This window comes from Serratia sp. CY37869 (assembly GCF_052168895.1).
Lineage (GTDB): Bacteria > Pseudomonadota > Gammaproteobacteria > Enterobacterales > Enterobacteriaceae > Serratia > Serratia ureilytica.
This window is the reverse complement of the sequence record NZ_JBJNLU010000001.1, coordinates 1,217,062-1,230,893: the sequence shown is the minus strand read 5'-3', so window position 1 is coordinate 1,230,893 and position 13,832 is coordinate 1,217,062. Positions and strand designations below refer to the sequence as shown.

General features: G+C 59.5%; 14 protein-coding genes. 7 read left to right on the top strand and 7 right to left on the bottom strand.

The genetic code is table 11. The features are described 5' to 3' along the window. Positions 1–15 precede the first annotated feature (15 nt). Entirely contained in the window at positions 16–822 is an 807-nt protein-coding gene (xthA, locus tag ACJ8J1_RS05940) for an exodeoxyribonuclease III (RefSeq protein WP_004932192.1), read from the top strand. Positions 823–866: 44 nt separating this feature from the next. After that, positions 867–1,268 (top strand): pyrimidine (deoxy)nucleoside triphosphate diphosphatase, encoded by a 402-nt coding sequence (locus ACJ8J1_RS05935; RefSeq protein ID WP_033643307.1) that lies wholly within the window; start codon positions 867–869, stop codon positions 1,266–1,268. A 21-nt stretch (positions 1,269–1,289) separates the two neighbouring features. Here the strand turns inward: ACJ8J1_RS05935 and ACJ8J1_RS05930 are convergent, their stop codons facing one another. The 5 genes from ACJ8J1_RS05930 to ACJ8J1_RS05910 form a co-directional block, all read right to left on the bottom strand. Then, positions 1,290–1,586, bottom strand: a complete 297-nt coding sequence (locus tag ACJ8J1_RS05930) for a YnjH family protein (RefSeq protein WP_033643308.1) — start codon at positions 1,584–1,586, stop codon at positions 1,290–1,292. Further along, a complete protein-coding gene (locus tag ACJ8J1_RS05925; RefSeq protein ID WP_033643309.1) occupies positions 1,583–3,508 on the bottom strand; it encodes a DNA topoisomerase III in 1,926 nt (641 codons plus the stop codon). The genes ACJ8J1_RS05930 and ACJ8J1_RS05925 overlap by 4 nt, the downstream gene beginning before the upstream one ends. After that, positions 3,508–4,617: a tRNA 2-selenouridine(34) synthase MnmH gene (gene mnmH, locus ACJ8J1_RS05920; protein ID WP_033644287.1), complete on the bottom strand. Its 1,110-nt coding sequence runs from the start codon at positions 4,615–4,617 to the stop codon at positions 3,508–3,510. The genes ACJ8J1_RS05925 and mnmH overlap by 1 nt, the downstream gene beginning before the upstream one ends. Before the next feature lie 8 nt (positions 4,618–4,625). After that, positions 4,626–5,669, bottom strand: coding sequence for a selenide, water dikinase SelD (gene selD / locus ACJ8J1_RS05915; RefSeq protein WP_033643310.1), 1,044 nt, complete (start codon positions 5,667–5,669; stop codon positions 4,626–4,628). 157 nt (positions 5,670–5,826) lie between these two features. Beyond that, entirely contained in the window at positions 5,827–6,378 is a 552-nt protein-coding gene (locus ACJ8J1_RS05910) for an NAD(P)H nitroreductase (protein ID WP_004932204.1), read from the bottom strand. 160 nt (positions 6,379–6,538) lie between these two features. Between ACJ8J1_RS05910 and sppA the strand changes: the two genes are divergently transcribed. The 4 genes from sppA to ACJ8J1_RS05890 all read left to right on the top strand — a co-directional run bounded on the left by sppA (position 6,539) and on the right by ACJ8J1_RS05890 (position 11,671). Next, positions 6,539–8,395, top strand: a complete 1,857-nt coding sequence (sppA, locus tag ACJ8J1_RS05905; protein WP_033643311.1) for a signal peptide peptidase SppA — start codon at positions 6,539–6,541, stop codon at positions 8,393–8,395. A 93-nt stretch (positions 8,396–8,488) separates the two neighbouring features. After that, the gene (gene ansA / locus ACJ8J1_RS05900) at positions 8,489–9,505 is read left to right on the top strand and encodes an asparaginase (protein ID WP_033643312.1); all 1,017 of its coding nucleotides are present in this window, start codon (positions 8,489–8,491) and stop codon (positions 9,503–9,505) included. A 22-nt stretch (positions 9,506–9,527) separates the two neighbouring features. Further along, the gene (gene pncA, locus ACJ8J1_RS05895; protein WP_033643313.1) at positions 9,528–10,160 is read left to right on the top strand and encodes a bifunctional nicotinamidase/pyrazinamidase; all 633 of its coding nucleotides are present in this window, start codon (positions 9,528–9,530) and stop codon (positions 10,158–10,160) included. A 233-nt stretch (positions 10,161–10,393) separates the two neighbouring features. Next, a complete protein-coding gene (locus ACJ8J1_RS05890; protein ID WP_033643314.1) occupies positions 10,394–11,671 on the top strand; it encodes a glycoside hydrolase family 18 protein in 1,278 nt (425 codons plus the stop codon). Between the two features lie 45 nt (positions 11,672–11,716). Here ACJ8J1_RS05890 and ACJ8J1_RS05885 read toward each other — a convergent pair whose 3' ends face one another. Both ACJ8J1_RS05885 and msrB read right to left on the bottom strand, forming a co-directional pair. Next, complete coding sequence (locus ACJ8J1_RS05885) at positions 11,717–11,989, bottom strand: YeaC family protein (protein ID WP_004932218.1); 273 nt, start codon at positions 11,987–11,989, stop codon at positions 11,717–11,719. Between the two features lie 63 nt (positions 11,990–12,052). Then, the gene (gene msrB, locus ACJ8J1_RS05880) at positions 12,053–12,466 is read right to left on the bottom strand and encodes a peptide-methionine (R)-S-oxide reductase MsrB (RefSeq protein ID WP_033643315.1); all 414 of its coding nucleotides are present in this window, start codon (positions 12,464–12,466) and stop codon (positions 12,053–12,055) included. Between the two features lie 348 nt (positions 12,467–12,814). Between msrB and gapA the strand changes: the two genes are divergently transcribed. After that, positions 12,815–13,810, top strand: a complete 996-nt coding sequence (gapA, locus tag ACJ8J1_RS05875) for a glyceraldehyde-3-phosphate dehydrogenase (protein WP_004932222.1) — start codon at positions 12,815–12,817, stop codon at positions 13,808–13,810. Positions 13,811–13,832 lie beyond the last annotated feature (22 nt).

Here is a 13,832-nt window from a genome sequence, read left to right as displayed (position 1 = left end):
AAAACGGCACCGCTCATGAAGTTTGTCTCTTTTAATATCAATGGACTGCGCGCGCGTCCGCATCAGCTGGCGGCAATTATCGAACAGCACCAGCCCGACGTGATCGGTCTGCAGGAAACCAAAGTTCACGATGACATGTTCCCATTGGAAGAAGTCAGCCAGCACGGCTATCACGTGTTCTATCACGGGCAAAAAGGCCATTACGGCGTGGCGCTGCTGACCAAAGCGGAGCCCCTGGCCGTGCGCCGCGGCTTCCCGACCGATGAAGAAGACGCGCAGCGTCGCATCATCATGGCCGATCTGGCTACGCCGCAGGGCACGCTGACGGTGATCAACGGCTACTTCCCGCAAGGTGAAAGCCGCGACCACCCGATCAAATTCCCGGCTAAAACACGCTTTTATCAGGATCTGCAAAACTACCTGGAGCAGCAGCTGTCGGCGGAATCCCCGGTGCTGATCATGGGCGACATGAATATCAGCCCCAGCGATTACGATATCGGCATCGGCGAAGACAACCGCAAACGCTGGCTGCGCACCGGTAAATGCTCCTTCCTGCCGGAAGAGCGCGAATGGATGGATCGCCTGCTGAACTGGGGGCTGGTCGATACCTACCGCCACGCCAACCCGGGGCGCAACGACGAGTTCTCATGGTTCGACTACCGCTCCAAAGGGTTCGACGACAACCGCGGCCTGCGTATCGATCTGCTGCTGGCCAGCACCCCGCTGGCTTCGCGCTGCATCGCCACCGGCATCGATTACCAAACCCGCGGCATGGAGAAACCTTCCGACCATGCGCCGGTCTGGGCGGAATTTACGCTGTAACCCCATCACCCCGGCGTCCGCCGGGGTTTTACTCTGTGAAGCCAATGAAAATTATCGACGTGGTAGCCGCCATTCTGGAAAAAAATGGCCGCATTTTGCTGGCCCAGCGCGGCGCAGACAGCGATCAGGCCGGTCTGTGGGAGTTTCCCGGCGGCAAAGTTGAGCCGGGTGAAAGCCAACCGCAGGCGCTGGCGCGCGAACTGGATGAAGAATTGGGGATTTGCGCCCGTATCGGCAACTATGTGGGCTGCAATCAGTGGCAGCAAGGCGAACGCCTCATCCGGCTACACGCCTGGCGAGTCGCGGAGTTCTCCGGTGAATTGCAGCTGCATTGTCACTCAGCGCTGGTGTGGGTCACGCCGCAACAGGCGCAGGAATATACCCTGGCCCCGGCCGACGTTCCACTGCTGGCGGACTATATCGCCGCGCAAGGCGATGCACGCTGAGCGCGGCGATAGGTTACATGGTCACTTCTTCAATCGCACCCAAATCAAGGGGTTGGTGCCGATGGTGTTAGGCTCACGCACGCACTGCAGCACTTCTCCTTCGACTTTGAGCACCGCGCCTTCGGAATAGTTTTGATTCTGGTAGACGCAACAGCGGTTGCAGGGTTGCGCCGGTGGCGAATTGGCGCCGTTTTTCGCCGTCCCCCAAATCTCCGGCGAAACCGGCAACACCACGTCCACATCGCCCCGGTTGGCGGCCGCCAGGCCGCAGTAGGCCAGGGCAGCGGCAGCCAGCACCCCATTGAGTCCGTGCTTCATTCACTCTTCTCCTGCGCCTTGCCGGCGCTTTTCCTGCGTTTTTTGCCTCCGCTGGAAGGCGGCGGCGGCAACCCACGGAACGCCATGCTCGCCCGGCTCTGCTTGGCCTGATAAATCAGCTCTTGCAGCGTGCCGACCAACGGCTGCATAAAGTCCTGATAACGGCAGGATTTCTCGCTGATTTGCGTCAGCGTTGCCTCCCAGTTTGCCGTCATATCAGGACGCGCAGCAAGATCCGGCAGCGAGTGAATCAACGCGCGCCCGGTTTCGCTGGAGTGAATATAGCGTCCCTTCTTGTACAGAAACGCCCGTTTGAACAGCAATTCGATGATCCCCGCTCGCGTCGCTTCCGTACCTAAACCATCGGTCGCCCGCAGGATTTTCTTTAGCGCTTTATCTTGTACGAAGCGCGCAATGCCGGTCATGGCCGACAACAGACTGGCGTCGGTAAACGGCCGCGGGGGCTGCGTCTGGCGCTCCACCACCTCACCGCGCTCACACAGCAGCTCATCATCTTTAGCCACCACCGGCAGCGGTGCGCCTTCGTTTTCTTCGTCGCGCTCCTTGCTGCCCAGCAGCGTACGCCAACCGGCTTCCGCCAGGAAACGCGCCTTGGCGATAAATTTGCCGCCGGCGATATCCAGCTCAATCACGCATTTGCGGAATACCGCATCCGGACAAAACTGCATCAGATACTGGCGCGCCACCAGCCCATACACGTTCCGTTCATCCTGAGTCAGATTAATCTTGCCGGCACGGGCGGTGGGAATGATAGCGTGGTGCGCATCGACTTTTTTATCGTCCCAGCAACGGTTGCGGCGATCGCTGTCGATCACCGGCTGCGGATACAGCTCAGGCTGGTGCACGCTGATGGCGTTCAGCACCGCGTGACGGCCGGCGAAATGTTCTTCCGGCAGGTAGCGGCAGTCGGAACGCGGATAGGTGATTAATTTATGGGTTTCGTACAACCGCTGGCAAACGTCCAGCACCTGTTGGGCGCTGAGGTTATAACGCCGGGCCGCTTCGATTTGCAGCGTGGAGAGCGAAAACGGCAGCGGCGCGGTATCTGATTCCCGTTTATCGTTATAGGACGTGACCAGCGCCGGCTGGCCCTCGATGCGCTTGACCACGTGCTCCGCCAACGGCCGGTGCAGCAAGCGCCCCTCTTCGTCCTGATAAGGCTCGCACGACTCGCTGGGCTGCCACAGCGCCACGAAACGCTCTTCTTTCGGCGTAACGATGTGCGCCTTGACCTCAAAGAAGTCTTTCGGCACGAAGTTTTCGATCTCTTCATCGCGCCGCACCACCAACCCCAGCACCGGCGTCTGCACCCTGCCCACCGACAACACGCCGTCATAACCGGCGTTGCGGCCCAGCAGCGTATAAGCGCGGGTCATATTGATGCCGTACAGCCAGTCGGCGCGTGAGCGCGCAAGGGCGGACACGCACAGCGGGATGAAGTCACGGTTGTCGCGCAGGCGTTCAACCGCGCGTTCCACCGCCTGCGGGTTGAGATCGTTGATCAGACAGCGGCGCACGTTCTGGCGTTTTTCCGGCGTCAGATCCAGGTAGTCCAGCACCTCATCCACCAGCAGCTGCCCTTCACGATCCGGGTCGCCGGCGTGAACTACTTCATCGGCTTCAAGCAGCAACTTTTTAATGGCGTTGAGCTGTTTACTGACCGAAGGCCGCGGCTGCAACCGCCATTTTTCGGGAATGATCGGCAGATCCGCCAATGACCAGCGCGCATAGCGGCTGTCATAAGCGTCAGGCTGAGCCTGCTCCAACAGGTGGCCGACGCACCAGGTCACCACATCGTTGCCGCCGCAGGCGATATACCCGTCGCCGCGGCGATGCGGCTTGGGCAATACGTCGGCAATGGCGCGCGCCAAACTCGGTTTCTCGGCTATGAACAGTCGCATTATTCACCGTTTTTCTGGCTGAACGTCATCAAGAATTCTCTTACTTCTGCATAGTTCCCACGGAAGACAATCCGCTGGGCTTTCTTTTCCAACTGATAGCAATACATCGGATCGTAGTACTGCTGCAACAGGGGCGCCAGCCACTCGCGGTGCGCCTCGCCCTGGCCGCTGAGCCGCTGTGTCCGCAGCGCCGCTTCCAGTCGTTGCGTTAGCTGCTGGAAGCGTTCCAGCCCCAGGCGGCGGCGTATGGCGAACAGGCCGTGGTGCAGATAGTCGTCGTACTGTCGCCAGCCCTCTTCCATGCCATAGGCCTGTTCGAACTGTTCGCGCATGCCGTCGATATATTCCGCCTGCAAACGCGCCAGGCGAATGTCGAACGGATCGTCGATCACCGCCACCGGCGCCTGCTGCATCCCATTGAACAACGGCAGCGGCAAATTGTTGCTGCCGATGATCCGCCCTTCGTCTTCCAGCACCCAACGGCGGCTGCCACCATGCTGTTTTTTCAGCAATAACACAGCCAGACGATTCTCAAAATCGATCTGCGAGCTCTGGCCCGCCAGCGTTCGACCAAAAGATGAACCGCGATGGCGCGCCGCACCTTCCAGATCGACGCCGTCGGCCAGTTCGTTGACCAGCAACGTCTTGCCGCTGCCGGTATTGCCGCCCACCAGGGCCATCGGCAATGCTGCGCTTTGCGCCAGCACGCCGAGCAAATAATTGCGCAGCGCCTTATAACCGCCAATGATACGCGGGTACTCGACGCCGGCCTCATGCAACCATTGCTGCACCAGCTGCGAGCGCAGACCGCCGCGGAAGCAATAGAGATAGCCTTCGGGCCGCTGCGCACAGGCCGCCAGCCAGGCGGCGGTGCGCTGTTCGCGCAGTTTGCCGTTCACCAGACTGTGGCCGAGCGCTATCGCCGCTTGCTGCCCATGCTGTTTATAGCAGGTGCCCACCGCCTGCCGCTCGCTGTCGATCATCAGCGGCAGGTTCAGCGCCTGAGCGAAGGCGCCCTGCTGAAACTCGATCGGCGCGCGCACGTCAATCAGCGGCACGTCCTGCAGGAAAATGCGTTGGTAATTGTCGCTGTCCGGCCTTCCTTGCATGTTGGACACTACACGACCTCGATCAGCGGCTTATCGGCCGATGCCACATGCAGCTCGCCGATGGCGTTGAGCGTAATGCCATGCTGTTCGGCAATCGCCAGCACCTGCGCTTCCGCCTCCGGCAATACCGCCAACAGCAAACCGCCGGAGGTCTGAGGATCGCACAGCAACTGGCGCTGCAGATCGCTCATCTCTCCCACCAGATGGCCATAGCTGTCGAAGTTGCGCCCGGTACCGCCCGGCACGCAGCCCTCGGCAATATACGCCTCGACGTCCGGCAGCTTCGGCACCCGATCGAACCAGACCGTCGCCTGCAGGCCGGAACCCTGACATACCTCGCTCAGGTGGCCCAGCAGGCCAAAACCGGTGATGTCGGTCATCGCCGTGACGCCCGCCACCTCGGCAAAGTCGGCGCCCGGCTTGTTAAGGCGGCACATCACGTCCGTCGCCAGCCCATGATGCTCGGGGCGCAGCTTGCTTTGCTTCTCGGCGGTCGTCAGCACGCCGATGCCCAGCGGCTTGGTCAGATAGAGTTTAGCCCCGGCCCGCGCGGCGCTGTTCTTCTTCACCCGCTCGGTATTGACCACGCCGGTGACCGCCAGGCCGAAGATAGGTTCAGGCGCATCGATGGAGTGGCCGCCGGCCAGCGCGATCCCCGCCTGCTGGCAGGCGAAACGCCCACCGTCGATCACCTGCTGCGCCACCTCCGGCGGCAGTTTGGCGATCGGCCAGCCGAGAATGGCGATCGCCATGATCGGTTTGCCGCCCATGGCGTACACGTCGCTGATGGCGTTGGCGGCGGCGATGCGGCCGAAATCGAACGGATCGTCGACGATCGGCATGAAGAAATCGGTGGTGCTGATAATGCCGACGCCGTTGCCGATGTCATATACCGCCGCGTCGTCGCGGGTTTCATTGCCGACCAGCAGACGCGGATCGACAAATTTCTCCCGCTCGCTGTGCAGGATGGTTTCGAGAACTTTCGGTGAGATTTTGCAGCCGCAGCCAGCGCCATGGCTGTACTGGGTTAAACGGATCGCTGGCGATGTCATAGTCCACTCCCTTCGATAACGGCACTCAAGATAACATAGGGTAGCGCTTGCCGAGGGGATTGATAAGAGCGGGCCGCCGATAAGCGAACGGCCTGCTCAGAAACCATGCAATTTTGCGGGGTTTGGCGCATTTTCGCCGCGCCCCGTCGGATAATACTTAGAAATAGCTGACGAAAGGCGTGCTGTCCGGCGGCGTCACTTTAGTGGCGGCCTTCAGCTGCGGCGTGCCCAGATAGAGGAAACCGACGATCTCGTCCTGCTCGCGGCAACCGAAGGCTTCACGCACCAGCGCATGCTCGGTCCAGGCGCCGGTGCGCCAGATGCCGTTAAAGCCCTGCGCCAGCGCCGCCATCTGCATCGCCTGCACGGCGCAACCGGCGGAAACCACCTGCTCCCAACGCGGCACCTTGGTCTCTTCAGTGCAATGCGCGATGACGGTGATGATCAGCGGTGCGCGGAACGGCGCCTTGGTGGCTTTTTCGATCGCCGCTTCATCCAACTGATCCTGCTTCGCCGCCGCCTGCAGCAGCTGACTGAAACGCTCCAGGCCCTGATTCTCGATCATCACGAAACGCCACGGCTGCAGCGCGCCGTGATCGGGCGCACGCAGGCCCGCGTTGATGATGTTTTGGCGCACTTCCCCCGCCGGCGCCGGTTCCGCCAGGCGCGAAGCCGAGCGACGATTCAATAAAAGATCCAGAGCATCCATCGTAAACTCCTGATAACAATTTTCATTCCGGCCACGTTAACATAGCTAAACGGCGAGTTACAGCCTCGGCGATAGCGTCTGTGTGCCACGATTTAAAGCTGACATTTACCCGGCCGCTCATTAGGATAACGGAACATTCTCGACTCTTGTTGGAGAGCACATGCGCACATTGTGGCAAATTATTGCCGGCATTTTCCGGTGGACATGGCGTCTGCTGAATTTTATCAGGGAACTGATCCTTAACCTGTTCCTGGTCCTGCTGATCCTGGTTGGGGTCGGCATCTATCTGTCCTTCCAAAGTTCCTCCACCTCGACGGCCCCGGCGCGCGGCGCGCTGTTGGTCGATTTAAGCGGTGTGGTGGTCGATCAGCCTTCGGTAAACAACCGAGTGCGGCAATGGGGGCGTGAACTGTTGGGCGCCTCCAGCAGCCGCCTGCAGGAGAATTCGCTGTTCGACGTGGTGGACAGCATCCGCAAGGCCAAAGACGACAAAAACATTACCGGCATGGTGTTGCAGCTAAATGACTTCGCCGGCGCCGATCAGCCCTCGCTGCGCTATATCGGCAAAGCGCTGCGCGAGTTCCGCGACAGCGGCAAACCGATCTTCGCCATCGGCGACAGTTACAATCAAACGCAATACTACCTGGCCAGCTACGCCAACAAGGTCTACCTCTCGCCGCAGGGCGCGGTCGATCTGCACGGTTTCGCCACCAACAACCTGTATTACAAGTCGTTGCTGGACATGCTCAAGGTCACCACCAATATCTTCCGCGTCGGCACCTATAAATCGGCGGTCGAACCGCTGATCCGCGACGACATGTCCCCGGCGGCGCGCGAAGCGGACAGCCGCTGGATTGGCGGCCTGTGGCAGAACTATCTGGAAACCGTGGCGGCCAACCGGCAGCTGACGCCGCAGCAGCTGTTCCCCGGCGCCGCCGGCGTGCTGAGCGGCCTGCAGGCGGCAGGCGGCGACACCGCCCGCTATGCGCTGGACAATAAGCTGGTGGACGAGCTGGCGTCGCGCACCGCGATCGAAAATCAGCTGGTCAAAACCTTCGGCTGGGACAAACAGGCGAACGATTTTAACGCCATCAGCATCTACGACTACCAGCCGAAGCCGGACGCCAACCAGGGTGGCAAGATCGCCGTGGTGTTCGCCAACGGCGCCATCATGGACGGCCCGCAGACGCCGGGCAACGTCGGGGGCGACACCACCGCCGCCGAGCTGCGTCAGGCCCGTCTGGATCCGGCCGTCAAAGCCGTGGTGTTCCGCGTCAATAGCCCTGGCGGCAGCGTCAGCGCGTCCGAAGTGATCCGCTCCGAGCTGGCCGCCGTGCGCGCCGCCGGCAAACCGGTGGTGGTGTCGATGGGCGGCATGGCCGCGTCGGGCGGTTACTGGGTCTCGACGCCGGCCGACTACATCATCGCCAGCCCGAGCACGCTGACCGGCTCCATCGGTATTTTTGGCATCATCAATACCTACGAGAAAACCCTGGATACGCTGGGCGTGCACACCGACGGCGTAGCGACATCCCCGCTGGCCGATATCGCGGTCACCAAGGCGTTGCCGCAGGAGTTCTCGCAGATGATGCAGCTGAATATCGAAAACGGGTATAAGAACTTCCTCGATCTGGTCGCCAAATCACGCAAGATGACCCCGCAGCAGGTTGACCAAATCGCGCAGGGCCACGTGTGGCTCGGCAGCGACGCCAAGGCCAACGGCCTGGTCGATCAGTTGGGCGATTTCGACGACGCGGTGAAGAAAGCCGCTGAGCTGGCGAAACTGCAACAGTGGCAGCTCGACTGGTTCGTCGACACCCCGAGCCTGAGCGATATGGTGCTCAGCCAGTTCGGCGTTTCCATTCACGCCATGCTGCCGGCGGCGATTCAGGCCATGCTGCCTGCCCCGCTGGCCTCGGTCGCCAATGCGGTGAAAGAGCAGCCGGGTTTGTTCAATAACTTGAACGATCCGCAGAACCGCTACGCGATCTGTCTGACCTGCGGAGAAGTCCGCTAACAAATAATTCTGCAGCCCGGCCTCCGCCGGGCTTTTTTTCTGCCGCCATGTCCCTATAATTCAGCCCATCTTATCTTTGTTAAAATCATAACCATGCAAAAGAAATCCATTTACGTCGCCTACACCGGCGGCACCATCGGCATGCAGCGTTCCGAGCACGGCTATATTCCGGTTTCCGGCCACCTGCAGCGTCAGCTGGCGCTGATGCCGGAATTCCATCGGCCGGAGATGCCGGATTTCACCATTCATGAATACGCGCCGCTCATCGATTCCTCGGACATGACGCCGGAAGACTGGCAGCACATCGCCGACGACATCAAACAGAACTACGATCGCTACGACGGCTTCGTGATCCTGCACGGCACCGATACCATGGCGTTCACCGCCTCGGCGCTCTCCTTCATGCTGGAGAACCTGGCCAAACCGGTGATCGTCACCGGCTCGCAGATTCCGCTGGCGGAGCTGCGCTCCGATGGCCAAACCAATCTGCTGAATGCACTGTACCTGGCGGCCAACCATCCGGTGAACGAAGTCAGCCTGTTCTTCAACAACAAGCTGTTCCGCGGCAACCGCACCACCAAAGCGCACGCCGATGGCTTCGACGCTTTCGCTTCACCCAACCTGCCGCCGCTGCTGGAAGCCGGTATCCACATTCGTCGCCAGCACGGCATCGACAGCCCGGTTTGCAACGGCGCGCTGCAGGTACATGACATCACGCCGCAGCCGATCGGCGTGGTCACTATCTATCCGGGCATTTCCGGCGCGGTGGTGCGTAACTTCCTGCTGCAGCCGGTCAAGGCGCTGATCCTGCGTTCCTACGGCGTCGGCAACGCGCCGCAGAAGGCCGAGCTGATCGACGAGTTGCGTGCGGCCTCCGAACGCGGCATCGTGGTGGTCAACCTGACGCAGTGCATCTCCGGGCGCGTCAATATGGAAGGCTACGCCACCGGCAACGCGCTGGCGCACGCCGGGGTGATCAGCGGTTTCGACATGACGGTGGAAGCCGCTCTGACCAAGCTGCACTACCTGCTGAGCCAGCCGCTGACGCCGGAACAAATCCGCGCCCTGATGCAGCAAGATCTGCGCGGCGAGCTGAGCATCAACGGTTAACCTACCGATCTTTGGAGCGGCGATGAAAACGGCCCTGTTGTTGATCGATCTGCAAAATGATTTCTGCCCCGGTGGCGCGCTGGCGGTCACGGAGGGCGACGCCGTCATCCCGGTCGCCAATCAGGCGATCGCCGCCTGCCTGGCGCGCGGCGAACCGGTGGTGGCCAGCCAGGACTGGCATCCCGCCAATCACCGCAGCTTTGCGGTGAACTCCGATGCGCAAGTCGGCACCCTCGGTGAGCTGGAAGGCTTGCCGCAGGTGTGGTGGCCGGTGCACTGCGTGCAAGGGAGCCTCGGCGCCGATTTTCATCCTCAACTGCAGCGGCAACACATCAATACCGTCTTTCGCAAAGGGCAGGATACGGACATCGACAGCTATAGCGCGTTCTTCGATAACGGCCATCGGGCGCAGACCGAACTGCACGGCTGGCTGCAATCGCAGGGCATTCAGCGGCTGGCGATCATGGGCCTGGCGACCGACTATTGCGTGAAGTTCAGCGTGCTGGATGCGCTGGCTGCCGGCTATCCGACGCAGGTGATCGTCGACGGCTGCCGCGGCGTGAATCTGCAGCCGGACGACAGTGAGCGGGCGCTGCAGGAGATGGCGCGCGCCGGCGCTCAACTGGTTACCCTGTCACAATTTCTCGCCAATTAAATCCTGCCGGGCGCTATCGGCGCCCTCTCTGCGCGGCGGCGAAAATATCGACGCCGCTCACAATGCTGTTTTTCTTCTCCTCCAGCCGCTTGTGACCGGCAGGCGCTTTTGCTGTTATGGCAGCGACGCTTTTGGCGTCAATCGGTTATACGCATCCGGGGCCCGCTGAGCCCGGCTTTATTGTGACCGCTACTGGCGGTACGGTCGGCCTTGCCGATCCCAAGGAGACAAACATGAAAATAACCCGAAAACTGCTGCCTTTGCTGGCAGCGGTGCAGTTGGCTATCGCCGGTACCGGCGCGGCTCAGGCGGCCTATCTCTCCGTCGGCTACTTCAACGGCGGCGGCGACGTCACCGCCGGCCCCGGTGGTGACATCGACAAGCTGGACGTGACGCAAATCACCCACCTCAACTATTCGTTTGGCCTGATCTACAACGACGAGAAAGACGAAACCAATGCGGCGCTGAAAGACCCTGCTCGCCGCCACCAGATCTACCTGTCACCGAAAGTCACGGCCGATCTGCAACGTCTGCCGGTGCTGCGCAAACAGAACCCCGAGCTGAAAGTGCTGTTGTCGGTCGGAGGCTGGGGCGCACGCGGTTTCTCCGGCGCCGCCGCCACCGCGGAAAACCGGGCGATTTTCATTCGCTCCGCGTTGCAGGTGATCGAACAGTACCGGCTGGATGGGATCGATCTGGACTGGGAATACCCGGTAAACGGCGCATGGGGTTTGGTGGAAAGCCAACCGGCAGACCGCGACAACTTCACCCTGCTGCTGAAAGAGCTTCATCAGACGCTGGGTAAAGGCAAACTGTTGACCATCGCCGTTGGCGCCAACGTCAAAAGCCCACGTGAATGGGTCGATGTAAAAAATATTGCGCCCTACCTCAATTACATCAATCTGATGACCTACGACATGGCTTACGGCACGCAGTACTTCAATGCCAACCTGTACGATTCAACGCGTTGGCCAACCGTAGCCGCCGCCGATCGCTACAGCGCCGATAACGTGGTAAAGCATTATCTGGCCGCCGGTCTGAAACCGGCGCAGATGAACCTGGGTATCGGTTTCTACGGCCGGGTACCGAAACGGGCGACCGAGGCGGGCATCGACTGGGACAAACCGGATGCCGCCAACCATCCGGTGACGCAGCCTTACTTCAGCGCGCGAGAAATCGCCCTGTTCCGCACGCTGGGATTGGATCTCAGCAAAGACACTTATTTTAAATACCGCGATATCGTCAACAAATTGCTCAACGATCCGCAGCAGCGTTTCCGCGAGCACTGGGATGACGACGCCAAAGTGCCATACCTGACGCTGCAATCCGCCGAAGGCAAGCCGCTGTTCGCCATTTCGTACGAGAACCCGCGTTCGGTGGCCATCAAGGCCGATTATATTAAAAGCCAGGGATTGGGCGGTGCGATGTTCTGGGAATACGGCGCAGACGACAACAACCGGCTGGCGCAGCAGCTGGCGGAATCGCTGGGCATAAAGGGCGAGAAACGTTGAATCGACGGGGCGATGGCGACATCGCCCCGCTTTAGGGGTGGAGCCTTACTGCGGCTTGAGTTTCACCAGCGGCTCGGCAACGAACTGCTGCTTCAGCTCTTGTTTGCTCTTCATCACGATCTGCCCGTCGGTGCCGATGCTCATATGCTGCGGATCGACGTTGTTCATCGACTGCCACAGCATCACCGCCTGCAGGCTGTTTTCCTTTTGCTCCGGCGTCAGCGCCACGCCGTCCGGCCATTTGCCCAGTTCAACCGCCTGCACCAGGCGTTGGTATATCTCGGGCGTCATCGCCGCAATCAGATCTTTCACGTCCATCAGGGCCCTTCTCGCTTACGGAAGAATAATTAGCTGAATCGATTTTGTTGGTTAAATTACCGCTTAACCGGCCGTTTGATCGCCATTTTCGCCATCGGTGAAACTCAGCGAGGCGGAATTGACGCAGTAACGGTCACCGGTCGGCTGCGGGCCATCGGGGAATACATGCCCCAGGTGCGCGTCGCAGTGGCCACAGCGGATTTCAACACGATGCATATTATGTGAATTATCATCAAGATAACGGATTGCATCGGCGGAAACCGGCTCGTAAAAGCTGGGCCAGCCGCAGCCGGAATCGTATTTGGTTTCGGAATAGAACAGCGGCTGGTTACAGCACAGACAATGGTACACGCCCTCACGCTTGTTATGCAGCAATTTGCCGCTAAACGGCGCTTCGGTGCCACGCTGTTGCGTGACATAACGTTGGATTTCATTCAGTTCCGTGACCGGATGAGCGGGGGTTGTCTCTTTAGCCATTTGTGCTTATCTCTGAATGTGGATAATGTCAACGAAAACAATGATTAATAATAACAAAAAATTAACACCGCTGCAGGGGTTTTTGGCCTAAACTGTAGCCCATAAAGGCCACGTCACGATGATATGTGATAGCGATCACACATCTTGCGTATGCTGACTTTATACTTGGCGGCTTGTCCCCATATAACGGATGAGGCCGAGCGCAAATGGACTGTGCAATAAGCGTGCAAAACCACCCTTCCGGTTTGACTTGCCGCAAGTATTGACACGATTCCGCTTGACGCTGGGTAAGGTTTTTGTAATTTTACAACCAACCTTTTATTCACTAACAAATAGCTGGTGGAATATATGACTATCAAAGTAGGTATCAACGGTTTTGGCCGTATCGGTCGCATTGTTTTCCGTGCTGCTCAAGAGCGTTCTGACATCGAGATCGTTGCAATCAACGACCTGTTGGACGCAGAGTACATGGCTTACATGCTGAAGTATGACTCTACTCACGGCCGTTTCAACGGTACGGTAGAAGTTAAAGACGGCCACCTGGTTGTTAACGGCAAAACCATCCGTGTTACCGCAGAGAAAGACCCGGCTAACCTGAAGTGGAACGAAGTGGGCGTTGATGTGGTTGCTGAAGCGACCGGTATCTTCCTGACCGACGAAACCGCACGTAAACACATCACCGCCGGCGCTAAAAAAGTGGTTCTGACTGGCCCATCCAAAGATGCGACCCCAATGTTCGTTCGCGGCGCCAACTTTGACAAATATGCCGGCCAGGACATCGTGTCCAACGCCTCTTGCACCACCAACTGCCTGGCGCCACTGGCTAAAGTCATCAACGACAACTTCGGTATCGTTGAAGGCCTGATGACCACCGTTCACGCCACCACCGCGACTCAGAAAACCGTTGATGGCCCGTCTCACAAAGACTGGCGCGGCGGCCGCGGCGCATCCCAGAACATCATCCCTTCTTCTACCGGCGCAGCGAAAGCGGTTGGCGTGGTTCTGCCAGAGCTGAAAGGCAAACTGACCGGCATGGCGTTCCGCGTACCGACCCCTAACGTGTCCGTTGTTGACCTGACCGTGCGTCTGGAAAAAGCGGCTACCTACGAAGAAATCAAGAAAGCCATCAAAGACGCCGCTGAAGGCTCTATGAAAGGCGTTCTGGGCTATGTTGAAGACGACGTGGTTTCCACCGACTTCAACGGCGAAGTGCTGACTTCCGTGTTCGATGCCAAAGCCGGTATCGCACTGAACGACAACTTCGTGAAACTGGTTTCCTGGTACGACAACGAAACCGGCTACTCCAACAAGGTTCTGGATCTGATCGCTCACATCTCCAAGTAATGGCATGATGTTAAGCTGATAA